The organism is Pseudomonas sp. ASL9, assembly GCF_056680335.1.
Genome location: NZ_CM155277.1, coordinates 4,963,809 through 4,990,125, shown reverse-complemented (window position 1 = coordinate 4,990,125; position 26,317 = coordinate 4,963,809). Strand labels below are relative to the sequence as shown.

The 26,317-nt window shown below is 58.4% G+C and carries 17 protein-coding genes; 9 read left to right on the top strand and 8 right to left on the bottom strand.

Annotated features, from left to right (window positions below):
• Window positions 1-4 precede the first annotated feature (4 nt).
• Window positions 5-1,336, top strand: coding sequence for a guanine deaminase (guaD, locus tag AC1ME2_RS22950; RefSeq protein ID WP_480437034.1), 1,332 nt, complete (start codon window positions 5-7; stop codon window positions 1,334-1,336).
• 92 nt (window positions 1,337-1,428) lie between these two features.
• Here the strand turns inward: guaD and AC1ME2_RS22945 are convergent, their stop codons facing one another.
• Window positions 1,429-2,193 carry a GntR family transcriptional regulator gene (locus AC1ME2_RS22945; RefSeq protein WP_480437033.1) on the bottom strand — a complete coding sequence of 255 codons (765 nt, stop codon included), beginning with the start codon at window positions 2,191-2,193 and terminating at the stop codon, window positions 1,429-1,431.
• A gap of 368 nt (window positions 2,194-2,561) precedes the next feature.
• Between AC1ME2_RS22945 and AC1ME2_RS22940 the strand changes: the two genes are divergently transcribed.
• The gene (locus tag AC1ME2_RS22940; protein ID WP_480437031.1) at window positions 2,562-3,908 is read left to right on the top strand and encodes an NCS2 family permease; all 1,347 of its coding nucleotides are present in this window, start codon (window positions 2,562-2,564) and stop codon (window positions 3,906-3,908) included.
• Window positions 3,909-4,055: 147 nt separating this feature from the next.
• On the opposite strand, the gene AC1ME2_RS22935 is transcribed toward AC1ME2_RS22940, so the two are convergent.
• The 3 genes from AC1ME2_RS22935 to uraH all read right to left on the bottom strand — a co-directional run bounded on the left by AC1ME2_RS22935 (window position 4,056) and on the right by uraH (window position 9,371).
• On the bottom strand, window positions 4,056-8,138 hold the full coding sequence (locus tag AC1ME2_RS22935) for a dermonecrotic toxin domain-containing protein (RefSeq protein WP_480437030.1): 4,083 nt from the start codon (window positions 8,136-8,138) through the stop codon (window positions 4,056-4,058).
• A gap of 196 nt (window positions 8,139-8,334) precedes the next feature.
• The gene (locus AC1ME2_RS22930; RefSeq protein WP_480437028.1) at window positions 8,335-8,802 is read right to left on the bottom strand and encodes an actin-binding ADF family protein; all 468 of its coding nucleotides are present in this window, start codon (window positions 8,800-8,802) and stop codon (window positions 8,335-8,337) included.
• Window positions 8,803-9,017: 215 nt separating this feature from the next.
• Window positions 9,018-9,371, bottom strand: a complete 354-nt coding sequence (gene uraH, locus AC1ME2_RS22925) for a hydroxyisourate hydrolase (protein WP_480437026.1) — start codon at window positions 9,369-9,371, stop codon at window positions 9,018-9,020.
• Between the two features lie 373 nt (window positions 9,372-9,744).
• Here uraH and puuE point away from each other — a divergent pair, with 373 nt between their 5' ends.
• The 7 genes from puuE (at window position 9,745) to AC1ME2_RS22890 (ending at window position 16,723) form a co-directional block, all read left to right on the top strand.
• Window positions 9,745-10,677: an allantoinase PuuE gene (gene puuE / locus AC1ME2_RS22920; protein WP_480437023.1), complete on the top strand. Its 933-nt coding sequence runs from the start codon at window positions 9,745-9,747 to the stop codon at window positions 10,675-10,677.
• Entirely contained in the window at window positions 10,674-11,189 is a 516-nt protein-coding gene (gene uraD / locus AC1ME2_RS22915; protein WP_480437021.1) for a 2-oxo-4-hydroxy-4-carboxy-5-ureidoimidazoline decarboxylase, read from the top strand. The genes puuE and uraD overlap by 4 nt, the downstream gene beginning before the upstream one ends.
• Window positions 11,190-11,232: 43 nt before the next feature.
• Window positions 11,233-12,228, top strand: coding sequence for an allantoicase (alc, locus tag AC1ME2_RS22910; RefSeq protein WP_480437020.1), 996 nt, complete (start codon window positions 11,233-11,235; stop codon window positions 12,226-12,228).
• 131 nt (window positions 12,229-12,359) lie between these two features.
• Complete coding sequence (locus tag AC1ME2_RS22905) at window positions 12,360-12,884, top strand: ureidoglycolate lyase (protein ID WP_480437017.1); 525 nt, start codon at window positions 12,360-12,362, stop codon at window positions 12,882-12,884.
• Between the two features lie 26 nt (window positions 12,885-12,910).
• The gene (locus AC1ME2_RS22900; protein ID WP_480437016.1) at window positions 12,911-14,101 is read left to right on the top strand and encodes a urate hydroxylase PuuD; all 1,191 of its coding nucleotides are present in this window, start codon (window positions 12,911-12,913) and stop codon (window positions 14,099-14,101) included.
• Between the two features lie 140 nt (window positions 14,102-14,241).
• Window positions 14,242-15,603 (top strand): nucleobase:cation symporter-2 family protein, encoded by a 1,362-nt coding sequence (locus tag AC1ME2_RS22895; RefSeq protein ID WP_480437014.1) that lies wholly within the window; start codon window positions 14,242-14,244, stop codon window positions 15,601-15,603.
• 334 nt (window positions 15,604-15,937) lie between these two features.
• Window positions 15,938-16,723, top strand: a complete 786-nt coding sequence (locus tag AC1ME2_RS22890; protein WP_480437013.1) for an outer membrane protein OmpK — start codon at window positions 15,938-15,940, stop codon at window positions 16,721-16,723.
• Window positions 16,724-17,068: 345 nt separating this feature from the next.
• Here AC1ME2_RS22890 and AC1ME2_RS22885 read toward each other — a convergent pair whose 3' ends face one another.
• From AC1ME2_RS22885 to AC1ME2_RS22870, 4 genes are all read right to left on the bottom strand, one after another.
• A complete protein-coding gene (locus AC1ME2_RS22885) occupies window positions 17,069-18,094 on the bottom strand; it encodes an IS110 family RNA-guided transposase (RefSeq protein ID WP_480437011.1) in 1,026 nt (341 codons plus the stop codon).
• A 475-nt stretch (window positions 18,095-18,569) separates the two neighbouring features.
• On the bottom strand, window positions 18,570-20,069 hold the full coding sequence (locus tag AC1ME2_RS22880; protein WP_480437010.1) for an efflux transporter outer membrane subunit: 1,500 nt from the start codon (window positions 20,067-20,069) through the stop codon (window positions 18,570-18,572).
• The gene (locus AC1ME2_RS22875; protein WP_480437009.1) at window positions 20,070-23,201 is read right to left on the bottom strand and encodes an efflux RND transporter permease subunit; all 3,132 of its coding nucleotides are present in this window, start codon (window positions 23,199-23,201) and stop codon (window positions 20,070-20,072) included. It abuts the gene before it with no gap.
• Window positions 23,198-26,314 (bottom strand): efflux RND transporter permease subunit, encoded by a 3,117-nt coding sequence (locus AC1ME2_RS22870; RefSeq protein ID WP_480437008.1) that lies wholly within the window; start codon window positions 26,312-26,314, stop codon window positions 23,198-23,200. The genes AC1ME2_RS22875 and AC1ME2_RS22870 overlap by 4 nt, the downstream gene beginning before the upstream one ends.
• Window positions 26,315-26,317: the final 3 nt, after the last annotated feature.

The following is a 26,317-nucleotide window of genomic DNA, read 5'->3' as shown; positions in this document are numbered from 1 at the left end:
TCCTATGACATCTGTTTCTGCAAAAACCGGTAGCCACACCACCACGAAAGCCTACCGCGCCGCCATCCTGCACAGCATCGCCGACCCCGCCGAGGTGGTGGTCGAAGCGTCTTACGAGTATTTCGAAGATGGTTTGCTGGTGGTGGAAGATGGCAAGATTATCGCCCTTGGGCATGCTGCGGACCTGCTGGGCCAGCTCGGTGCCGATGTCGAGATTACCGAATACCCTGACGCGCTGATCACTCCCGGCTTCATCGACACGCACATCCATTTGCCACAAACCGGCATGGTCGGTTCCTATGGCGAGCAATTGCTGGATTGGCTGAACACCTACACTTTTCCGTGCGAAAAACAGTTCGCTGACCCGTCCCATTGCGCTGAAGTCTCGGATATTTTCCTCAAGGAATTACTGCGCAATGGTACGACCACAGCGTTGGTGTTCGGCAGTGTGCATAAGGCGTCGGTGGAAGCGTTTTTCACCGCAGCCGAGAAGCTCAACCTGCGCATGATCGCCGGTAAGGTGATGATGGACCGCAACGCGCCGGACTACCTGACCGACACGGCTGAATCGAGCTACGTCGACAGCAAGGCGCTGATCGAGCGCTGGCATGGCAAAGGTCGCTTGCACTACGCGGTGACCCCACGTTTCGCCCCGACCAGCACCCCGGAACAGCTGACGTTGGCCGGGCAGTTGCTCAGTGAATACCCTGACGTGTACATGCAAACCCACATCAGTGAGAACCTGCAAGAAATCGAATGGGTCAAAGCGCTGTTTCCGGAACGCAGCGGTTATCTGGACGTTTACGACCACTTCAACCTGCTCGGCGAGCGCTCGGTATTCGCCCACGGCGTGCACCTGTGTGACGACGAATGTCAGCGGTTGGCAGAGACCGGCTCGGCCGTGGCGTTCTGCCCGACGTCAAATCTGTTTTTGGGCAGCGGCCTGTTCAATCTGCCGATGGCCGAGAAGCACAAACTCAATATTGGCCTGGGCACTGACGTCGGCGCTGGCACCAGCTTCTCGATCCTGAGAACACTGAACGAAGCGTACAAAGTGATGCAGTTACAGGGGGCGAAGCTGAGCCCGTTCAAGTCACTGTACCTGGCAACATTGGGCGGCGCTCGAGCACTGCGCCTGGAAGACAAAATTGGCAGCTTGCACCCTGGCAATGAGGCTGACTTCCTGGTCCTCGACTACAACGCCACCCCGCTGCTCTCCTATCGCCTGAAACAGACCAAGAGCATCGAAGAGACGTTGTTTGTACTGACCACGCTTGGGGATGACCGGACGGTGCTGGAGACGTACTCAGCGGGGCAGTTGGTGCATCGTCGCTGATAAGGCCGCCTTCGCGAATGAATTCGCTCCAACAGATCACCAACCCCGTGGGAGCGAATTCATTCGCGAAAGGGTCGATGCGGTCTCGCGGTTTAAACCGCCGGACTGCGCCCCGGTTTTTTCTTGGTGTGCATCAGGTGCGAAAACACCGCGTGCAGGTCATCTGAAGCGCTGTCTTCCTCAAGGTTGAGCTTGCTGTCGATGTGGTCCATGTGATGCATCATCAGGCTCACGGCCAGCTCGGTGTTGCGCGCTTCGATGGCATCGATCAATTGGGTGTGTTCATCGTAGGAGCAGTGCGAGCGGTTGCCGCTTTCGTACTGGGCGATGATCAACGATGTCTGCGAAACGAGGCTGCGCTGGAAGCTGATCAGCGGCGCATTCTTCGCAGCCACTGCCAGCTTGAGGTGAAACTCGCCCGACAAGCGAATCCCTGCCCCCCTGTCCCCACGGGAAAAACTGTCGCGCTCATCGCTGACCATTTGCCGTAATTGGGCAAGCTGCTCAGGTGTTGCGTGTTCGACGGCCAGTTCGGTAATGGCTTTTTCCACCATGCGCCGGGCAAAAAACACCTGTCGGGCCTCCTCGACACTCGGGCTGGCGACCACTGCGCCACGGTTGGGCCGCAACAACACGACGCCTTCATGGGCCAGGCGTGACAAGGCACGGCGAATAATCGTGCGACTGACCCCGAAAATCTCCCCCAGAGCTTCCTCGCTCAGTTTCGTACCGGGCGCCAGACGCTGTTCGAGAATCGCCTCGAAAATATGCGCGTAGACAATATCGTCCTGCGTGCCGACACGGCCGGACTTGACGGTTCGCGGCTGTTTCTTGAGGGGCTGCAACTGTTCGTTCATGGGCACTCGAGTGGAAGTGATTCCGGCGGTATATCCGTGACTGTAATACCGGACAGTAGGTCGATGGCAAGTATTGCGCAAAAGTCACCGTAAAAGCACTGGCACATTGTACACAACGCATTACAGACGTGCAGAGGGACAATCATTCGCCCTGCCTTGGTGCGTTATGCACACAATCTTTATAAACAACCGAACAATGCAAAAAACATTATTTGCTTTTTTTGTATACAAAAGCATAATCCGTTTCGTGCGGGTTCCTGACTTACTGGTCAAAAAATTAGACAGGCTGAACCCAAGGGAAGCCGCACCGCCTCACTGCGCCGACGTCGGTGCGGGAAAAAACAATAAAAGTCTTGAGGAGTACCGCTGTGGAAAGTCGCAAATCCGAAGCAACGACACTGGATCTCACGCCGCCGCGAAGTGGTCTGCTTGAACGAGTCTTCAAGCTGAGCCTGCATGGCACGACCGTCAGAACCGAACTGTTGGCGGGCCTGACTACGTTCATCACCATGGCGTACATCATTTTCGTCAACCCAAACATCATGGCCGACGCGGGCATTGATCACGGTGCGGCCTTCGTCGCCACCTGCATCGCTGCAGCGCTCGGTTGCCTGTTGATGGGCCTTTACGCCAACTGGCCGGTGGGGCTGGCCCCAGGTATGGGCCTGAACGCGTTCTTCACGTACACCGTGGTCGGCACCATGGGTTACAGCTGGCAAACTGCGCTGGGCGCGGTGTTCATTTCCGGGCTGATCTTCATGGTACTGACGCTGTCTCGCATCCGAGAGTGGCTGCTCAACAGCATCCCGGTGGGCCTGCGCTTCGCCATGGGTGCCGGGGTCGGGCTATTTCTCGGGATTATCGGTTTGAAGACCGCGGGCATCGTGGTCGCAAGCCCCTCCACCCTGATCAAGCTCGGTTCGTTGCGCGAACCGGGGCCACTGCTGGCCTCCATCTGCTTCCTGATGATTGCCGTGCTGAGCTATCACCGGGTGTTCGGGGCGATTCTGATCAGCATCATCACCGTGACATTGGCTGGCTGGGGTCTGGGCCTGGTGCAATACAACGGCATTTTCTCCACGCCGCCAAGCCTGGCACCGACCTGGATGGCCATGGACATCAAGGGCGTGTTCAACGTCAGCATGATCAGCGTGGTATTGGCGTTCCTGTTCGTGCACATGTTCGACACCGCCGGGACCTTGATGGGGGTGGCGCAACGGGCCGGGCTGGTGAAAGCCGACGGCAAAATCGAAAACCTGTCCAAGGCCTTGAAAGCCGATAGCGCGTCCAGTGTGTTCGGCGCCATGGTTGGCGTGCCACCGGTGACCAGCTATGTGGAAAGTGCGGCAGGTGTTGCGGCGGGTGGGCGTACCGGGCTGACCGCAGTGACCGTTGGCGTGCTGTTTATCGTGGCGATGTTCTTCGCACCGCTGGCCGGCATGATCCCCGCTTACGCCACAGCCGGTGCACTGATCTACGTTGCCATGTTGATGATGGGCGGCATGGCCCATATCAACTGGGATGACGCCACCGACAGCATTCCGGCGATTGTCACGGTGATCATGATGCCGCTGACCTTCTCGGTGGCTGATGGCATCGCGCTGGGCTTTATTACCTACGTTGTGCTCAAAGTCGGCACCGGGAAGCACAAGGACATCTCGGTCAGCCTGTATGTGTTGTGCGCGATTTTTATCGCCAAGTTCATTTTCCTGTAAGACCGAACACAGCTCTGTTGTGGGAGCAGGCTTGCAACTACGTGTCCCGCTGCGAAAGCAGCATGACTGACACGTTGCATCAGGCCATTCGCAGGCAAGCCTGCTCCCACAAAAACTGAACTTGATGATTTTGAAAGTCAGCCGACGTCAGATGTCGTCAGCAACCCTGATGACAAAGAGCTGCGTTCCAACACCTGACACCCTGGTGGTGTTTGTCCCGCCAACCAGCCTGATCAGGTTTCCCTGCCCCCTCGCAGCAGCGATCCTTGCAGCGATCGGTGTGCCGGCATAACGACTCAGGAAACCATCGAGCCACAGGTTGGACAGCGGAAACCCAGACGACAGAGGCTGCACCGTCTGTATCACCTGACGGCCATGGATCCGCCGCACACTCATCATGTAAAGCTGATCCAACCCGGGCCGGTGAAACGTCAACGTGTGCGAGTAGTGCATCAAGAGCCCATCGGGCAATAATTCATAACCGTTTGATGTCAACTGGCGCGTCATCAACTCGCTCAGTTCCTGAGCACTCATCGTATCCACCCCCCCTCTAAGTTTTGCCACGTCTGACGGATCCCCGGGCAGGAAGTCCAGCCGATGAAAGGTGTCGAGCGAACTTTCATAGCTGGTGTTTATGCTTTGATAGCCGATACCTGTAGGCCTGGCCCCCTCCAGCATGGTCAGCGGATCGTTGAGCTTTGCCAGTGGCGCCGCGCGCCCCTTTCTCCAGGCATTGAGCGTGGCTTTCATATTCATCAAGCGGGTGGCGGTCATGGTCCGGCCTGTGCCGTCGGCCAACTCGTAAAGCTTCTCCGCCAGTACTCGTTGCGATATGGGAGTGAACGCCGGGCGAATGTCAGCAATCAGGTGCTGGATTTTTTTCGAAAACAAAGGCCCATGAACGGTCCATTGGCCCACCTTGAAAGAAGCCATCAAGGGTTGATCAAACGGGTTGATCCTGATGACTTCGTTCAGTTCTGCGAAGCTGCCGCTGGAGGTCCCCGCTGCCGGGTTGCGCAGGAAGACGATGCTCGGGTTTTGTGTCGAACCGGCAGGCAGGATGTCGAAATATTCGCTGCCCATGACAACAACTTCGCGCTCAGGCGCACCGGCCACTCGGAAGATCGGCGGCTGTTGCCCGATGGGCTCCAGAACAGTCAGCTCGTCCAGCTTCTGCCCCCAGCCTTTCCAATGGTCTGCTGGCACGGCGATGCTCCCACTGGTACCCGGAACCGGCTGCGGCGGCTGGCGATTGGTTTCGCTGGTTGAGGGCGCTGGTTGCTTGCGTTTGTTGGCAACGGGAATGGGCTGGGGCGCGACCGTCCCGCCCGACTCACCTGGTGGTTGGCGTCGATGGGCCTCTGCCCAGCCTGGGACTGCTCTGTGGCTTTGGTAATGCACAGCCATGTCCAACTCAAGCCGACGTTGTTGATCGACAGGAAACGCAAACTGATCAAGCAACTCGCGCGCCTGCTTGCGCGTGAAGTTGCCATCGGGATGGGCATCACTGATCAAGGTCTCGGCAATACTCGATTTCACACCGCCCTTGAGGCCGACGTCCATGTGATAAACCCAGTCTCCCTGCGAGTCGAGACGCACCGGTGGCTCATACCCCTGACCCGCCGTCTTTTGCAGACGAAGTGACTGCTCGCCTTTGCGCCTATAGACCTTGTACAACTTGCCTTGCCGTTGAATCCATAGTTGCCCGTCTTTCAACACCGTGCCCGCATTGACCCCGTTTTGCTTACTCGCACCGACCAGTGAAACGTCGGCCTCATACCCTTTGAATGACGTGAGCACGTAGCGCTTGCGTGTGACCGAGGGCAGCGTGCCCGCCAACCGGGTCGCCTGGCGCAATTTTGTCGCGCGGCGGGCGACCTTGGCGAAGGCGGCAACCGTGGCGACACCGGGCACCACTGAGAGCAGGATGTCCAGAACGCTCAGGGATGCGCTTGCCGTCAGCACCTCGCCCTCGAACTTTCTGCCCTCACTGAAGGCTGCAACAGCGGAGTGGCCGTCATTCCAGCCGTCATGCACGCTGAACACGGTCCCCACACCGGGCAGGAACGACAGGATTGCCTTGAGGTACGCCATGTACTTCTGGCTTTTACGCAGGTCGTGTCCACTGCTGATGTCAGCGTTGCTACGCGCTTCGCGCTTGATATGTGCATGGTTCAGCCAGGCACGCGCATCCACCTGCTGAGCCGCTATTTTTAGAAAAAGGGCGGGAGTGAAGGTGATAAAACCGTCGAACTTGCTTATCAGCGCCTGCTCGATATAACGCGTATGGGCCACTTGACTGCCCTCTTCGCCAGTGCGCGAAACCAGGTACTCGATCAGCGACGGATTATTGATGAGCCTGTTAATCAGCCGCTCCTTGGCTTCTCGCAGACTCCCGGCCTCTATCAGCGAAACGCCAGTGGGCGCTTGGGGCAAATAGACCAATGTGGTTCCTGTCGTCTCGTGGTGGATAACGCAGAGACCTGAAAGCGTCGCGCTTTTGGTTTCACCGCTTACCGCATGACCCGGATTTAAAACGATCCAGCTCATTCGCAGTTGGGCTGTGCGCAAATCAGCGTTGGAACGTGCCTGCACGGCCCACTCAAGCACACGGTAGCCATGAGCGCTCAAGCGCTTGCCTTGCACGGCAGCAAAGCCTTCCAGCAGAATTTCCAGTTCATAGGGTTTGAGCAGTACGTCGGGCGCAATCAGCGGCGACGTCGCCGAACGCGTCTGGAACACGTTGCCCAACAACGCCCGGTACTGAGCCGCAATATTGACCAGAGGAATGATTCGGCTGATGTAATCGACCGTCAGGCCAGCCGCCGTTTCAACGTCACCGACAGGCAAATCGATCCGGGCGAAGGTCAGCCGCGCCGTCATCTCTTCGTCCTTGGGGTCGATGTTATTGCGCGCCAATTCAGCCAGGGAGAACCGCACCCGCTCAGTACCTGCACTCCACCGATTACCATGACGAAGCATGCCGTGCTGCGGATCGATATCGAGGTCCCGAGTCGCGCTTTCGGGCAGGTTGATAAAGACCTGATCGGTGTCAACATCAATGCTCAGATCGTCCTTGATCCGAGCTGCGAGCGTCTGGCGGGTAAATGCTTCGAATGACGGCAACACCGCGTCCAGCTGGCGTTCCAGCAAGGCCGCCGCTGCATGGTATGCGCTCAATCGCTGGCCATACTCACGGCGAATATCGACAGGGGCGTGCAGCAGCCATTGCGGCATCTGCTCGACCAATCCGCTTGTGCGCTGCTGCTCGGCGACACGGTCGATGGCCTGATCCCGCGCGTCGTTGCGATGGACTTGCAGGTTGTCAGCCAACTCCAGGTACAAACGTCTCAGCGTGGCATCCTCGCTGCTGGCGTCATCAAAAAATCGCTGGCCATCGGTGGCCGCGCGAGTGGCTGCTTCAAGGCTTTCAATCTGCACGTGCACGCTATGGGTCAAGGCCGGCGCAGCGGTGACACGGGTGATCAGCTCCAGAGGGCCGGTCTTGGCCACGTCCATTGCCGCACTTCGCGACGGGCCGGATAGGTGCCGCCAGAACGGCGTATCCAGACCCGATTGCAAGGTGAACTGCACGTCATCTTTGAGCGTCTGCAACGATGAGAACTTCTGTAGTCCACCGCCTTTCCCCGGCATGAATAACAGCGCGGATTCTTCGGAGTCAGGCGTATCGAGGGCCTGTTGCGTAGTGAAAATCAGGACGCCGCTCAGCGCATGAACCGTTTCGCCGACAGCGATGCACAGGTCAGTCACCCGCACTGAATCGGCAAGAGGGTCAAGCGCGCCGACCGCTTGCTGGATTCGCGTCAATTCGACAGCGCTGATCGAACCCTCATAGGCCTGAAGCTGCGCTTCACTGAGCAGGGCTTGTTCACGATACTCGATCAGCTTGGCCTTGTTTTCATTCAGAAGCTGAGCGTTGTCGGCGCTCAGCTTGCCGATAATGGCCCGCATCGCCTCCGCGGCGGTGTGCAATGCAGCATGACAACGGCGGTACTCGGCCAGAGGCTTCACGCGTTCGCCCTCCTCCCCGATCCATATCTGAATCCTGTTGCCAGACAGCGCGACTTTCTCTTCGCACAAGGCGACGAAACGCGCAGGTGGCAAGCTGCCAAACGATACAATCCGGCGGTACAGCAAAGCATCGACAGACGGAATGTCTTCGTTCTCTTGTGTCAGGAGGTCTGCGGGGGCTAGCGTCGTGGAGGTCATGGATTCATCCGGAGTTGATTAGACCCGGAAGTGTGCCCAAGCCCGTCTGATCGCAATGACTACATAAATATCGGCCACCTGTTTTTTCTGGACGAAAAAAAGCCCACAACGTGAGCGGGCAAGAGGTGACAAGGCGAGCTACCCGGCAGTGACCCATTGCCGCGATATGTCGGGCAGCGGTAAGAGGACGCCTCGGTTATATTTTTCTTAAGAGTTTTTCCAGAATACTGTCCTCATCTAAGTCGCTAAAGTCAGTAGCCTGTATCTCAACAGGTATACCTGTCAGTGATTTTTTAAGCGCCTCTCTACTGGAACTATAAATCATCTTTGATTTGATACGTGCGGTATCAGGTATATAACAAATTAAAACCAGTTCACTTGTGGCTTTTTTGTCACCCTGTACATATTCATAATCAAAAACAGCAAAGCGCGGCTCACCTGCAGGGAGCTCACGCACAAAAGAGTTATAGCTACTTTCTCGCCCCCCTGTGCGATCCAGCACGACAGCGCTATCGCTCTCTGTCACATTGAAAATGGCGAATCGAAGGTCACCTGATTTTATTTTATTAAATGCCACGATGACGTCGTTTGAAATTTCCAATTCACTGATATCCATTTTATCCCCCTCGCGTCCAAGTTTCGCCCACTCTGCAACAGCGTCCACACGCGTTGCAGCGCCTTCTATCCAAGATAATCCGCCTAAAATAAAAACATAACTGGCAGAAATAACAGTCGTTATATCTATACTTCATAACATCTTTAAACCTGACGTCGAATCGCGATAGCCAAGTGTCAACGATCACATAGACGATTTTCAGCCAAAAAAAAGCCCGCAGTGTGGGCGGGCAAGAGGTAACGAAGTGGGCTTTCCGGCAGCGACTAGCTGCCGCGATACGTCGAGTAACTGTAAGGCGAAATCAACAGTGGCACGTGGTAGTGGTCCTGCGCGGCATCGATGCCGAACCGCAACACCACCACGTCAAGGAAGGGCTGATCAGGCAAGTCCACACCCCGTGCCCGGTAGTAGTCACCTGCATGGAATTGCAATTGGTAGACACCCGAACGGTAATCATCGCCCTGTAGCAAAGGCCCATCGCAGCGGCCATCGGCGTTGGTCACCGCACTGGCAACCCGCTCCAGGCGTTCACCTTCCACCCGATACAGCTCGACCTTGATGGCGCTACCAGGGCAGCCGTGTGCGGCATCCAATACATGCGTCGTCAATCGTCCCATTGCTTGTCAGCACCTCGCACAGTCAGTTGAAAGATCAGGCCGCACCCTTATGGTGCCAGGGTCACGAGCGGCGATTAGCAATTAAGACACTTATTGAGAATATTGTACACAATAAATATCGCCTTTCAGCGCCATTCGGCGAACGACGCGGGAAGACGCCTGTTTCGTCTATAAATCAGCTGATTAAGCCCTCTTACGGTTATAAGCTGATCACTCAGGCAGGTTTCTTGCAGGCACTATTTTCTGAAAAATGCGAAAAACAGGCTTACAAGATGATTACAAAGTTGTATACAATCTATCCATCGCGGTGGTGCCAGCCTGGATTGACCCGGCAACCTCGGCCACCGACAACACGCACATAAGGAAGACCGCAGTGAGCGCTGACTACCCACGGGACCTGATCGGATACGGCAGCAACCCGCCCCATCCCCACTGGCCGGGAAATGCCCGTATCGCGTTGTCTTTCGTGCTCAATTACGAAGAAGGCGGCGAGCGCAATATTCTGCACGGCGATAAAGAATCCGAATCGTTCCTGTCAGAGATGGTGTCCGCCCAACCACTGCAGGGCGAGCGCAACATGAGCATGGAATCGCTCTACGAATACGGCAGCCGTGCCGGCGTATGGCGCGTGCTCAAGCTGTTCAAGGCATTCGATATCCCGCTGACGGTTTTTGCCGTGGCCATGGCCGCGCAGCGTTACCCGGAAGTGATCCGTACCATGGTCGCGGCCGGTCACGAAATCTGCAGCCACGGTTACCGCTGGATCGACTACCAGTACATGGATGAGGCCCAAGAGCGCGAACACATGCTTGAGGCGATTCGCATCCTCACCGAGATCACCGGCGAACGCCCGCTGGGCTGGTACACAGGCCGTACCGGGCCCAATACCCGTCGCCTGGTGATGGAGGAAGGCGGCTTTCTCTACGACTCCGATACCTATGACGACGACCTGCCCTACTGGGAACCGAACAACCCCACCGGCAAGCCGCACCTGGTGATTCCTTACACCCTGGACACCAACGACATGCGCTTCACCCAGGCCCAGGGCTTCAACAATGGCGATCAGTTTTTCCAGTACCTCAAGGATGCATTCGACGTGTTGTACGCCGAAGGTACCGAGGCGCCAAAAATGCTCTCTATCGGCCTGCACTGTCGGCTGATCGGGCGCCCGGCGCGGCTGGCGGCGCTCAAGCGCTTTATCGAGTACGCCAAAGGGCACGAGCAGGTCTGGTTCAGCCGTCGCGTCGATATCGCCCGGCACTGGCACACCGAACATCCTTATCAGAAAGCCGAGAACACGCTATGAGCCGCTTTCAGACACTCACGCCATCGTCCTTGAGCCGTGAAGCGTTCGTCGCCGCCTTCGCTGACATCTACGAGCATTCACCCTGGGTAGCCGAGCAGGCCTACGACCTGGGCCAAGGCACAGACCTGGACCAGATCGAAACCCTGCATGCCCGTATGAGCGACATCCTGTTGAGCGCTGATCATGCCCGGCAACTGGCCTTGATCAACGCCCACCCGGACCTTGCCGGCAAAGCCGCCGTGCAAGGCCAACTGACCGAAGCCAGCACGCACGAGCAAGCAGGCGCCGGTATCCACCAATGCACGGCCGAAGAGTTTCAGCGCTTCACCGAGCTGAACGACGCCTACAAGGCCACGTTCGCGTTCCCCTTCATCATGGCGGTGAAAGGCAGTGACCGGCATCAGATCCTCGCCGCTTTCGAAACGCGCATTCATAACCCGGTCGACACCGAGTTCGCCTGCGCGCTGGCGGAAATCAACACGATCGCGATGTTCCGCTTGCAGCACCTGTAATCGCCCTATCCCACGCCAATTTTTGCAAAGGCAGACAAGAACAATGAAAGCTTACGCCGCACCGTTCGAGAAGTTCGTCAACCTGGCCGATGCCCGTCTGGGCACCAAAATCATCTCGGTTACCGATGACTGGTTCGCCGACGCCAACCGCCTGTTCCAGCCGACCCCGGCCGTCTGGAAAGAGGGCGTGTTCGATGACAACGGCAAGTGGATGGACGGCTGGGAGTCCCGCCGCAAGCGCTTCGAAGGGTATGACAGTGCCGTGATCCGCCTGGGCGTGCCTGGCTCGATCAAGGGTGTGGACATCGACACCTCATTCTTCACCGGCAACTTTCCGCCCTCGGCCTCGTTGGAAGCGTGCTTCCTGACCACTGGCGAGCCGGACGAAAACACCCCGTGGACTGAAGTGCTGTCAGCCGTCGAGTTGCAAGGTAATAGCCACCACTTCCACGAGATCAGCAATGATCAGGCGTTCAGCCACTTGCGCTTCAACATCTACCCCGACGGCGGCGTTGCACGTCTGCGTGTGTACGGCGTGCCATTCCGCGATTGGTCGGCGGTGGGTGATAACGAACAACTCGACCTCGCTGCCGCACTCAATGGCGGCCGGGCGCTGGCCTGCTCCGACGAACACTTCGGCCGCATGAGCAACATCCTGAACCCAGGCCGTGGGATCAACATGGGCGACGGCTGGGAAACCGCGCGTCGCCGTACGCCAGGCAATGACTGGGTGATCGTCGCGCTGGGTCATGCCGGCGAGATCGAAAAAGTCATCGTCGACACCTTGCACTTCAAGGGCAACTACCCGGACACCTGTTCGATTCAGGCCGCGTTCGTCAAAGGCGGCACGGACAACCAGATCGAAACCCAGAGCTTGTTCTGGCGCGAACTGCTGCCAGCCCAGAAACTGGAAATGCACGCCGAACACACGTTCGCCGAGCAAATCAAAGCCTTGGGCCCGATTACCCACATCCGGTTGAACGTATTCCCGGATGGGGGCGTGAGTCGCCTTCGTGTACTGGGTAAAGTCGCGAAATAGCGTGGACCTTTTCGCAGGCAAGCCTGCTCCCACAGGGGAATGCATACACTGTGGGAGCAGGCTTGCAACTACGCGTCCCGCTGCGAATCGATTGAACCGACGACATCGAATTTGAAGACAGAAGAATCCAAATGCGAACACTAATGATCGAGCCCCTGACCAAAGAAGCGTTCGCCCCCTTCGGTGACGTGATTGAAACCGATGGCAGCGTGCACTTCATGATCAACAACGGCTCGACCATGCGTTTTCATCGTCTGGCCGAGGTTGAAACCGCCACGCCGGATGACAAGGCGATCATCAGCATCTTCCGCGCCGAGGCGCTGCAGATGCCACTGACCGTGCGCATGCTGGAACGACATCCGCTGGGCAGTCAGGCGTTCATACCGCTGCTCGGCAACCCCTTTCTGATCGTGGTCGCGCCCCTTGGCGATGAACCTGAATCAGAGTTGGTCCGCGCCTTCGTCAGCAATGGCAGGCAGGGCATTAATTACCATCGCGGCGTTTGGCACCACCCGGTGCTGACGATCGAAAAGCGGGATGATTTCCTGGTGGTTGATCGCAGTGGAACTGGCAATAACTGCGATGAGCATTTTTTCGATGAGGACCAGTGTCTGTTCCTCGACCCCCACCAACAAGAAAGGTCTGAGCGCCCGTAAGTGGTGACAGGCAAGAGGTCAATACTGTGGAAGCACATCTGATGGAATGGCTGAACCTAAGCGTGCGCTGGGTTCATATGATTACCGGTGTGGCCTGGATCGGGGCCTCGTTTTATTTCGTCTGGCTGGAAAACAACCTCAACCGGGTCAACCCGCGTGAGGGCCTGGCTGGCGATTTATGGGCCATCCATGGTGGCGGCATCTACCACCTGGAAAAATACAAACTCGCCCCCCCCACCATGCCCGACAACCTGCACTGGTTCAAATGGGAGGCCTATTTCACCTGGATGTCCGGCGTCGCGCTGCTGTGCGTGGTGTTCTACTCCAACCCGACGCTTTATTTGCTCGCCCCTGGCAGCAGTCTTTCGGGCCTTGAAGGCATCGCCATCGGGATCGGTTCGCTGATCGCTGGCTGGTTCATCTATGACGTACTGTGCGACTCGCCACTGGGCAAGCGCCCCGCCCTGCTCGGCCTGATCCTGTTCGTGCTGCTGATTGGCGCCGCGTTCGGCTTCAGCAAAGTGTTCAGCGGTCGCGGCGCGTACCTGCATGTGGGCGCCATCATCGGCACGATCATGGTCGGTAACGTGTTCCGCATCATCATGCCCGCCCAGCGCGCATTGGTGGCCGCCATCGCCGAAAACCGCACGCCAGACCCCAGCCTGCCCGCCAAAGGTTTGCTGCGTTCCCGGCACAACAACTACTTCACCCTGCCCGTGCTGTTCATCATGATCAGCAACCACTTCCCGAGCACTTACGGCAGCCAATACAACTGGCTGATCCTCGCCGGGATAGCGGTACTGGCCGTTCTGGTTCGCCATTACTTCAACACCCGCCACAACAGCCACAAATTTGCCTGGACCCTGCCCGTTGCTGCGTTGGGCATGATCTGCCTGGCGTATGTCACGGGCCCTTCGCAGCTATCGACCGAGGAAGCCTCTGCAGCACGCGCCGGCGTCGAGTTCAGCAAGGTTCACAGCGTGATCCAGGAACGTTGCGCCGTGTGCCATTCGGCCAAGCCGACCAGCCCGCTGTTCAGCGTGGCGCCCGCCGGCGTGATGTTCGATACCCCGCAGCAAATCCAGCAACTGGCCCCGCGTATCCAGGCCCAGGCCGTGATTTCGCAGATCATGCCGCTGGGTAATATCACCCAGATGACCCAACAGGAACGTGACCTGATCGGCGCGTGGATCGACAAGGGGGCGCAGACCAACTGAGTAAAGCCATTCGCAGGCAAGCCTGCTCCCACAGATGGCGCGTACCCCTGTGGGAGCAGGCTTGCCTGCGAAGCAGTTTTGAGAGATTCAGGTCAGCCTGACTGGCCACACCACAATAAAAACAAAATCCGAGGTGTTGCATGTCCGAGTCAAATCAAGCGCGCATTCCCGCTGCGCCGCCACGCCAGCCCCTGCCATTGCCATTGCTGCAAATGATTCTGGTAGGCCTGCAACACGTCTTGCTGATGTACGGCGGTGCCGTCGCGGTGCCGCTAATTATCGGCCAGGCTGCGGGATTGTCCCGCGAAGAAATCGCCTTTTTGATCAACGCCGACCTGCTGGTCGCGGGTATTGCCACGGTCGTGCAATCGCTGGGCGTCGGCCCTTTGGGCATTCGCATGCCAATCATGATGGGCGCCAGCTTTGCCGCCGTCGGCAGCATGGTGGCGATGGCCGGAATGCCTGGCGTCGGTTTGACCGGGATCTTCGGTGCGACCATCGCCGCTGGTTTTTTCGGGATGCTGATTGCGCCGTTCATGTCGAAAATCGTGCGTTTCTTTCCGCCCCTGGTGACCGGCACGGTGATCACCTCCATCGGTTTGTCGCTATTCCCGGTCGCTGTGAACTGGGCCGGTGGCGGCAGCAAGGCCGTGAGTTTCGGTGATCCAATCTACCTGGCAGTGGCCGCACTGGTGCTGGTGACCATTCTGCTGATCAACCGTTTCATGCGTGGCTTCTGGGTCAATATCTCGGTGCTGATCGGCATGGGCCTGGGTTACCTCCTGTCAGGCCTGATCGGCATGGTCGACCTCAGCGGCCTGGCTCAAGCACCGTGGGTCAGGGTGGTCACGCCACTGCACTTCGGTATGCCGCAATTCCACCTCGCGCCCATTCTGTCCATGTGCCTGGTGGTGGTGATCATCTTCGTCGAGTCCACCGGCATGTTCCTCGCGCTGGGCAAAATCACCGACCGCGAAGTCACGCCGGGCATGCTACGGCGCGGCCTTTTGTGCGACGCGGCGGCCTCCCTCCTCGCCGGTTTTCTCAACACCTTCACCCACTCGTCCTTCGCCCAGAACATCGGCCTCGTGCAGATGACTGGCGTGCGCTGCCGTTACGTCACGGTGGTCGCGGGCGGCTTTCTGATCAGTTTGAGCCTGCTGCCCAAAGCGGCCTTTCTGGTTGCCTCAATCCCGCCAGCTGTCCTGGGCGGCGCCGCTGTCGCCATGTTCGGCATGGTTGCCGCGACCGGGATCAAGATCTTGCAGGAAGCCGATATCGGTGACCGTCGCAACCAGTTACTGGTGGCGGTCAGCATTGGCATGGGCTTGATCCCGGTGGTACGTCCGGAGTTCTTCGCCCACCTGCCGTTATGGATGGGGCCGATCACCCACAGCGGCATCGCCCTGGCCACGCTCAGTGCAGTGCTGTTGAACGTGTTGTTCAACGTATTGGGTGGCGCCGAGCGCCGGGCCATGACCAAGCCCGCGCACCTGCACTGATCGATTGACCCAGGACACTTGAGCGGCGCGACCTGAACCCATATTCTCCGCCGCCGCTCAAATCAGGGGCAAAAAAACCTGCCTGAACATAGCTGACTGGATGGACAGATATTCCATCCACCAGCAGATCGATGAGTCATGCCAGAAAATCACCCTAACCGACTGTTTTCAGTGCGGTCGGCGGGGCTTTTTCGCCTTTTTCCAAGGCCTTGGCCCAGTGCTTGCACACCTATAAAAACTGATCAAACAGGCAACTTTAAAGCACCAAAACAAGGCGCCACTACAGAGCGCTGCGCGTAAAAAACCGAGCCACTTACCCCTGGGAGCAACCCGCATGACCCGTTTTTTTTCCAGCCTGATCGTTGTTGGCAGCCTACTGGCAGCCGACCAGACCCTAGCCGGCGACCTTGTGCAATGGCAGAGCAACAGCCTCACGTATCTGTATGGCCAGAACTACACCGTCAACCCTGAAACACAACAGACCATCACCTTCGAGCATGCCGATAGCTGGAAGTACGGCGACAACTTTCTGTTTGTCGACAACACCTACTACAGCGGCAAGGGGGACCCCCAAAACGGTAAGTACGGCGTTTACGGTGAGTTCAGCCCCCGCCTCTCGATGGGCAAAATTTTTGATCGCAAGTTCGAATTCGGCCCGGTCAAAGATGTGCTGCTGGCGTTGACTTATGAGTTCGGCAAGGGCGACGTCAAGTCTTACCTGATCGGTCCAGGCTTCGACCTGGCGATCCCCGGTTTCGACTACTTCCAGCTGAACTTCTACCAGCGCCATCCCAACGACGATCGCCCGGGCAATAACGTGTGGCAGATCACGCCCGTCTGGTCTTACACCATCCCCGTGCGCGGCTCGGACATCCTGATCGATGGTTACATGGACTGGGTGGTGAGCAACGACAAAACCGCGCAAGGCACCTACCACGCCAACCTGCACTTCAACCCGCAGATCAAATACGACCTGGGCAAGGCGATGAACATGGGTGAGAAGCAGCTCTATGTCGGTGTCGAGTACGACTACTGGAAAAACAAATACGGGATCGAAAGCAGCACCGATTTCGATACCGACCAGAACACCGCCAGCCTGTTGGTCAAAGTAATGTTCTGATCGACCGCCTTCGCTTCCACAGGATTGAAGCCAGCTCAGACTTCGAGGTGAATGCACACCTACTGTGGAAGCTGACTTGTCTGCGAAAAGGGCCGGAGGACCTTCATGCGGTGGTGAAGTCAGCCATTTTACGACTGCTGCGGTCGGGCGCGACCCCGGACCGATTCGCAGACAAGTCAGCTCCATCTATGGTTACCCCCTTTTCTGCAATACTGAATTCGATGAATGGAAGGCTTGCGTTCATCTATCCAGCGTCTGGGTATATGCCTGCGCCTCGATGAAAATCGCGCCCGACGGTCCTCATTAGGGCAAAACCAGGTGGGTGGTGCTTGGGTGACAGCAGGGTCAGGCGGCCATAGCGCTTGGCCCTGCATCGAATTCACTGTGGTTTGCGGCAATCGCCCAAGCGATACGTGCCATTTTGTTGGCCAAGGCGCAAACCACCTTATTTGAATGATGTCGGCTCAGCAGTTGGCGGACCCAATCCGCCAGTGGGCCCGTCTGTCGATCCAGCGTTATCAAGTAGATCCGAGCACACTGGATCAACAGACGCCTCTGATTTCTATCGCCGCGCTTGCTGATGCCTAGCAGCACCGCCTTGCCTCCGGTGGTGTGCTGCTTGGGGACAAGCCCTATCGAGGCCGCATAGTCACGCCCACACTTGAACTGAAGGCCGCTGCCCAACTCGGCAGCCAGGACGCTGGAGGTGATCGGACCGATGCATGGAATCGTCATCAAACGGCGGGCCAGATCATCTTCGGCGGCCTGGCATTCGACTTGACGGTCCATCGCCTTGACCTTTTGGTCCAGGTAAGTGAAGTGGCTATGCAGGTCCATCAACACCGTTTTGATCAGCGGTGAGAAGGCGCAGGTTTCGAGTAAAACGGGTAATTCCCTGATGGCTTTGAAACTTGGAGTCAAGCCGATACCAACTTCCAGAAGCGCGGCGTGGATACAGTTGACGGTGGCTGTACGGTCTTTGATGAAAGAGTCGCGCACTGAATTGAGCATGGCCAGAGCTTGCTGCGCTTCGGACTTGGGTGCCACAAATCGCATGCTGGGCCGAGTGGCGGCTTCGCAAATGCCTTCGGCATCGGCGAAATCGTTTTTGTTACTTTTGACGTAAGGGCGCACATGCTGGGCCGCAATCAGCTTGGGTTCATGCCCAAACCTGATCATCTCCCGAGCCATGAAGTGAGCCCCGCCGCACGCTTCCATCGCGACAGTGCAAGGTGGAAGATTGGCAAAATATTTGGGATAGGCCGCGCGGCTGAGCTTTTTGCGATGAAGCTCATGTCCCTCGTTGTCGTGAGCAACCACGTGAAAACTCTGCTTTCCCAAGTCAATGCTGACGATCGCTGCGGGTTTCATGAAAATGGTCTCCGATAGATACCCAGTGAAAGCTTAGTGAGCGTTCACTGGGTAGGCGGGGGTAACCATTTCATTAGGGATCAGCGTTTATCTTAAAATTTTATTTATCTTTCAATTAGTTACAGATTTTTTGATAGGAGATCAACTGTGGGAGCAGGCTTGCCTGCGAAGAGGCCCGTCGTGTAAAGAAGAGCGTCATGACTTGCAGAATATTTGAGCCTGATCCAACGCTTTCGCGGCGGGACGCGTAGTTGCAAGCCTGCTCCCACGGGCATTCAGAGTGAACCAAATACCTGCAAAAAAGGGCCGGAGGACCTTCATGCGGTGGTGAATTCGGCCATTTTGCGACTGCTACGGTCGGACGCGACCCCGGACCGATTCGCAGGCAAGCCTGCTCCCACAGTTGATCTACTACGTCAGAAAATAATCATTTAAAAGAGAGGTTTCAATCCGCGCGCCCGCGTGGGGCGCGGCCTCATTGTTCGGACACGGTCTTTTCATTCTGCTGCCAGCCACCGCCCAGGCTTTGTATCAGCGCTACGCTGCCCTGGCTGAGTAGCCCCTGGGTATCGCGCAGGTTCTGCTCGGTCTGGAGCAAGATCAGTTGTTGGGTCAGCACCCCTTGCTCGCTGACGGTGCCGGCCTTTTGCTGGGCCTCTTGGCTGCCGAATAATTGCTGATTGCGCTGGTAGATCTGCTGGAAAGCATCGGCCTGTTGTTGCAGGTGATTGATTGCGGACAGGTTGTCCTCAACGTTCTGCAAGGCGCCCAGTACCGTGCCTCTGTAGCTGGCCGCATCCTGGTCGTAGCTGGCCCGAGCCTGTTGTACGGCAGCCTCGCGCGCACCCCCGTCGAAAATCGTCTCGGCCAGTGCAGGGCCCAGGGTCCAGATTCGATTCGGCAGGGAGAATAAGCCGCCCAAGGCACTGCTGCGATAACCGAGCTGGGCACTCAGGTCCAGGGTGGGGAAGAACACTGCCTTGGCGACGCCGATCCGTGCGTTGGCGGCTGCGGCGGCACGTTCGGCGGCCACCACATCGGGCCGACGTTGTAACAGCGTCGATGGCAAGCTCAGCGGCGGTCTTGGCATTGCGAAGGTGAAGTCTGCAACGGGCGCGAGGGTGAACTCTGTAGGTGACACACCCACCAACACCGCCAGTGCGTGTTCAAATTGCTCACGCGAGCGTTGCGAGGTCTGCAAGGCCGCAACTACTGTGGTCAGCTGATCCTGCGCAATCAGGAGCTGGTCGTTGGACGCTGTGCCCTGCACGAACTCGACCTGAATCATGTCGAGAAGTCGCTGATTGATGCGTTGTTGTTGCTCCAGCAGCCGTACGTCGATATCCAGTTGGCGCACGCCGAAATAGTTGGTGGCCACGCTGGCACTGATCGACAGGCGCACGCCAGCGAGCAGCGCGTCGGAGGCCTGCGCCGAAGCACTGCTCGACTCGATCCCGCGCCGTACTGCCCCCCACAAGTCGGGTTCCCAACTGGCACTCAACGTGGCGCTTACACTCTGCACGACACCGCCCGTAGCACTGCTCGACCCACTGCCGGACGTGACCGTGCCCGTGCTGGTTCCTAAACCCGAGCTGGAGCTGGACCTGGAGCCGCGTGAACCGGACAACCCGACACCCACTGTCGGCCACAGGCTGGCGCGACTCGACGCGACTTGTGCCTGTGCCAGGCGATAGGCCGCTTCAGCGCCAATGATCGACTGGTTGGCCCTGGCCGAACGTGCAATCAGGTCATTCAGGGTCGCATCGTGATAGTCCAGCCACCACTGGCTGTCCAGCGCACCTTGTGGATTGGCGGCGGCACGCTGCCATTGCGCGCCTTCCTTGAATGACATCGGCAACTCAATCGCAGGCTTCTGATAATCAGGGCCGACCATGCAGCCGCCGAGCGTCAGGCTGATCGCCAGTGCCAAGGGCGTCCAGAGCCGCAGTCCTCTATGACATTCGAAGATCAGCATTTATGTCTCCTTGCTGCGTCGACCCAAGCGCTGGGACGCCCGGTCGAGCCAAAGGTAAATCACCGGCGTGGTGTACAGCGTCAGCATCTGACTGAACAGTAGGCCGCCGATGATCGAAATACCCAGCGGTCGGCGCAGTTCCGAGCCATAACCGCTGCCCAACACCAGTGGCAACGCACCCAGAATGGCCGCCATGGTGGTCATCATGATCGGCCGGAAGCGGATCAGGCAGGCGCGACGAATCGCGTCCTGCGCGCTGGCGCCCCGTTCTTTTCTTTCAGTGATCGCGAAGTCGATCATCATGATCGCGTTCTTCTTCACGATGCCAATCAACAGAATGACCCCAACCAGCGCAATGATCGACAGCTCAGTGCCGGTCAGCAGCAACGCGATCAACGCGCCAACGCCAGCGGAAGGCAGGGTCGAAAGAATGGTCAGCGGGTGCATCAAATTCTCGTAGAGGATGCCCAGCACGATGTACACCGACAGAAACGCCGCGACAATCAACAACGGTTCACTGGCCACCGAACTCTGGAACACTTGGGCGGTGCCGGCGAACTGGCCCACCACGCTGGCCGGCATCCGCAACTGCGCCACCGCATTGTCTACCAGCGCCGTGGCTTGACCAATGGAGGTGCCGGGCGCGAGGTTGAACGACGCCGTCACGGCCGGGAAAGTGCCCTGATGGCTGATGGAGATCGCCGTCCGGTCGACTTCATAGTTGGCAATCGCCGACAGTGGGACCAGTTTCGGGTTGGCCGTTGGCGACAGCGTCGGCGCCGGACTGCTCCCCTTCCCCTTAGGCGCAGCCACTGTGCCGACCGGGACGTAGATTGCCTTGAGCGACTCGGGGTCGTGCCAGTACGGTGGCGCGATCTCCATCACCACGTGGTATTGGTTGGCGGAACGGTAGATGGTCGACACCTGGCGCTGACCGAACGCGTCGTACAAGGTCTGATCGACCGCCGAAATATCAACGCCCAGCCTGGCCGCTGCGTCGCGATTGATCTTGAGATTAGCCAGCAAGCTGTTGTCCTGCTGATCGGTATTGAGGTCGGTCAGTTGCGGCAACTTATGCAGCGCCTCCACCACCTTGGGCACCCAGAGATCCAGCATATCCTGATCATCGGCGGTCATGGTGTACTGATATTGCGCGCCACTCTGGCGCCCGCCTACCGTGATGTCCTGGGCCGACTGCAAATACAGGCGTGTGCCCGGCATGCTGCCCAGTGTCCGGCGAATCTGCGCGATAACCTGATCGGCGCTGTCCGTGCGTTCCCCCGGCGGTTTGAGAGTGACGAACAACTGCGCACTGTTGACTGCGCCCCCTCCGCCGCCGCCACCGCCGACAAAACCACCCACGGTGGCGACGTTAGGGTTATGCGTGACTTTCTCGTTGATCGCCTGAAAGGATTTTTGCATCTCGGCGTATGAAATACCCTGCGCAGCAACGATGCTGCCCTGCAAGCGCCCGGTGTCTTCCTGGGGAAAGAAACCCTTGGGCACCAGCACAAACAGTACCCCCGCCAAAATGATAATCAACACCGTGGTAAAGCCCATGAGCAGTGAGTGCTCGATCACCCAGCCCAGGGTTCGGTCGTAAAATCGATGGAAGATCGAGTCGGGATGCTCTTCGTCCTTCACAATCTCCGACGGAGGGCGCAACAGAACGCTGGCCAGCATCGGTGTCACCGTCAAGGACACCAGCATGGAAATCACGATCGCCACCGACAGCGAAATCGAAAACTCGCGAAACAAGCGCCCGACGATGCCGCCCATCAACAGCAGCGGGATGAACACCGCGACCAGCGAAACGCTGATGGTCAGCACGGTAAATCCTACTTCGCGCGCACCCGCCAGCGCGGCCTGTACTCGCGATTCGCCCCTCTCCAGATGGCGCATGATGTTCTCGACCACCACGATGGCGTCGTCGACGACAAAACCGGTGGAGATCGTCAGCGCCATCAACGACAGGTTATTGAGGCTATAGCCGAGGAAGTACATCGCGCCGAACGTCCCCAACAACGACAGCGGCACCACCACGGCCGGAATCACGGTGCTGCGCCAGTCACGAAAGAACAGGAAGGTCACCAGGGTGACCAGCAGGATCGACGCTATCAGCGACAGTTCTACATCATGCAACGAGGCGCGAATGGTGGTGGTGCGGTCCATCAACAGCTTGATTTTGATCGTCGCGGGAATCGAGTTTTGCAGAAACGGCAGTTCAGCCTTCACTGCATCCACCGCCTCGATCACGTTGGCCCCCGGCTGCTTGAATACCACCAGCAACACCCCCGGCTTGCCGTTGGACAGCCCGAAGTTACGCAGGTCTTCGACGTCTTCACGCACATAACCCAGGTCAGCGATGTGTACCAGATCGCCGTTGCTCTGCTTCACCACCAGCGGTTCGTAGTCGTGCATGCTGAAGAGCATGTCGTTGGCGTTAATGCCGAACGACTGATCACCCACGGCCACCGCACCCTTGGGCAAATTGGCGTTAGAGGCGGCGACTACCCCCCGCACTTGTTCCAGGCTGACCCCGTAATGGTTGAGCCGATCCGGGTTCAGTTCGATGCGCACCGCCGGCAACGCGCCGCCGCCCACCGTGACGTCACCGATGCCCGTTGTCTGTAGCAGCTTTTGCTCCAGCAAGGTCGAGGCCACGTCGTACATTTGCCCAGGCGTGGCGGTCTCTGACGTCAGGCTGATAATCATGATCGGCGAATCGGCCGGGTTGACCTTGCGGTAGGTCGGGTTACCCGCCAAGTCGCTGGGCAGGTTGGTCCGTGCCGCATTGATCGCCGCCTGGACATCGCGAGCAGCGCCATCGATGTCACGATTCAAGTCGAACTGCAGGGTGATCCGGGTCGAGCCCAAGGTGCTGACGGAGGTCATCTGGGTGACCCCGGCAATCTGCCCGAACTGGCGTTCCAGCGGGGTCGCCACCGAAGTGGCCACGGTGCTCGGGGCGGCACCGGGCAACGAAGCACGCACGCTAATGGACGGAAAGTCCACCTCGGGCAACGGCGCCACCGGCAACAACATGAACGCCAGCACGCCAAACAACGCCAGCCCCACCGCCAGCAAGGTGGTGGCGATAGGGCGGTGGATAAACGGCGCGCTGAGGTTCATTGCGGCTCGTCCGCCGCTTCAAAGCCAGGACCCATGGCGTCGGTGCGAGACCCATTGGCGTCAGCGCGGCGACCAGTGAATCGACGCTCCAGCTCATGCATGGCGAGAAAAATCACCGGCGTGGAAAACAACGTCAGCAACTGGCTCAGCAACAGACCACCGATGATCGCGATCCCCAACGGATGGCGCAGTTCGGAACCGATACCGGTACCCAACGCCAGCGGCACCGCGCCGAACAGTGAGGCCATGCTGGTCATCAGGATCGGCCGAAAGCGCAGTTCCGCAGCCTGTCGAATCGCCTCTACCGGGCCTAACCCGCCCTTTCGTTCCAATTCGAGGGCGAAGTCGACCATCATGATCCCGTTTTTCATCACGATCCCGATCAGCAATACGATGCCGATCAGGCCGATGATGTCGAACTGGGTTCCGGTAATCAGCAGCGCCAGCAACGCACCGAGTGCCGCCGACAATAGGGTCGAGAGAATCGTCACCGGGTGTACGAAGCTTTCGTAGAGGATCCCCAGCATCAGGTACACCACCACAATCGCTGCCACCACCAGATACACCTGGTTCGACAATGACGACTGGAAAGTCGCCGCCGCACCTTCGAGCGAGGCCTGCACGCTCAATGGCAGACCGACGGTGGTTTGAATGTCCTTGAGCCGCGTCAACGCCGCGCCCAACGTCTGGCCGGGTGCCAGGTTGAACGACACGTCGGCGTAGGGAAACTGCCCCAATCGGTTGATGGTGATCGGAGTGCGGACCACTTGCTGGGTGGCCATGCTCGACAGCGGCGCCACCCCGCCAGTGCCCGTGGTCACGTACAAACCGGTCAACAAGTTGCCGAGGTTACGCGGCGGGTGGTCGGTGGCCATGACCACGTGATACTGATTGAGCTGGGTGTAGATGGTCGACACCTGCCGCTGGCCGAACGCGTCGTACAACACATCGTCGATGGCCTGCGGCGTGACACCCAGTCGCGAAGCGGTGGCGCGGTCGAAGTTCAGCTGGATCTGATTGCCGAACTGCAACGCCTGACTTTGCACATCGGTGAACATGGGGTCCTTCTTGATCGCAGCCAGGAGCTTGCCGGTCCATAGTTCCAGGAGTTCGGGGTCAGTCGCCTGCAACCCGAGCCGGTAGCTGGTGGTCGACACCGTAGCGTCCAGGGTCAAATCCTGCACCGCATGCAGGTACAGACGAATACCGGCGTCACCCGCATTGGCATCGGACAACCGCCGGATCACCACCGCACTGCTGTCGCGCTGCCCACGGTCCTTGAGGTTGATCAGCAGGTTGCCCTGATTGATGGTCGGGTTGGTCTGGTCGATGCCGACGAACGAGGACAGGCTGGCGACCGCAGGATCATGCAAAACGCGCTCGGCCAGCCGCTGCTGCTGGATCACCATCTGCTGAAAGGAAATGGTCGGAGAGGTCTGGGAAATGCCCTGAATCAGCCCGGTATCCTGCTCAGGGAAAAAGCCCTTGGGCATGATCACGATGATCAGCAGGGTCAGCAGTGCCGTCAGCGCTATTGAGATCAACGTCAGGGTGCGATGCGCCAGCACCCAATCGAGGCCGCGCACGTAGTAGCCGTTGATCCGGTCAAAGAAGTCGTCGCGACGCTCTTCATGCTTGGCCTTGAGCATCCTTGCACACATCATCGGCGTCAGGGTCAGGGAGATCAGCGCAGAAATCACGATGGTCACCGCCACGGTCATCGCAAATTCACGAAACAGCCGACCCACCACATCACCCATGAACAGCAGCGGAATCATCACGGCGATCAAGGCGATCGACAGCGAAATAATGGTGAAGCCGATCTGCTCCGAACCTTTGAGCGCCGCTTCAAGCGGGGTGTCACCGGCCTCGATATAGCGGGTGATGTTCTCGATCATCACAATGGCGTCATCGACCACAAAACCGATGGCGATGGTCAGTGCCATCAAGGTCAGGTTGTTCAGGGAAAAGCCCAATACGTACGCCACCGCCAAGGTACCGACCAAGGTCAGTGGCACCGTCACTGCCGGGATGATCGTCGCCGCGAAGTTGCGCAGGAAGATGAAAATCACGATCACTACCAGCAGCACCGCGACGCCCAGTTCGTATTGCACATCAGTGACCGACGCCCGGATGGTTTGGGTCCGGTCGGTCAAGACACTGACCTTGAGCGTCGCGGGCAGACTGGCGCGTAGCTTGGGCAGCAACTGCTGAACCCGGTCAACAACGTCGATCACGTTGGCACCGGGCTGGCGCTGGATGTTCAGCAGAATCGACGGCGTGCTGTTGGTCCAGGCCGCCTGACGGGGGTTCTCTGCCCCCTGGATGGACGTGGCAATTTGCGCCAGACGAATCGGCGCGCCGTTCTTGTAGGCGATCACGAGATCGCGATACTCCTCGGCAGACTGCAACTGGTCGTTGGCGCCAATCGAATACGCCTGGAACTTGCCATCGATGTTGCCCTTGGCCTGGTTCACGTTGGCATTACCCAACGATGTACGCAGGTCTTCGAGTGACAGACCGAGGTTATTGAGCGCCGAGGTATTGGCCTCGATGCGCACCGCAGGGCGCTGGCCGCCACTGATGGTCACCAGCCCCACGCCGGCAATCTGCGAAATCTTCTGCGCCAGACGGGTATCGGCCAAGTCTTCGATCTTGGTCAGCGGTAATACATCGGACGTCAGCGATAACGTCAGAACCGGTGCGTCCGCCGGATTGACCTTGCTGTAGACCGGGGGGTACGGCAGATTGCTCGGCAGGAAAGTGCCGGCGGCATTGATCGCCGCCTGCACCTCTTGCTCGGCGATATCCAGCGACAACGACAAATCGAATTGCAGGGTGATCACTGAGGCGCCGTCGGAGCTGGTCGAGTTCATCGACTTCAGGCCCGGCATCTCACCGAGTTGACGCTCCAGGGGTGCGGTGATCGAGGAACTGACCACTTCCGGGCTGGCCCCGGTGTATTGGGTGAACACCTGAATGGTCGGGTAATCAACCTCGGGCAACGCCGAGATCGAGAGCAAGTGATAACCCAGCAACCCCATCAGCAGTACCGCAATCATGATCAAGGTGGTGGCAACGGGGCGTTCGATGAAAGGGCGTGAGATGTTCATGGC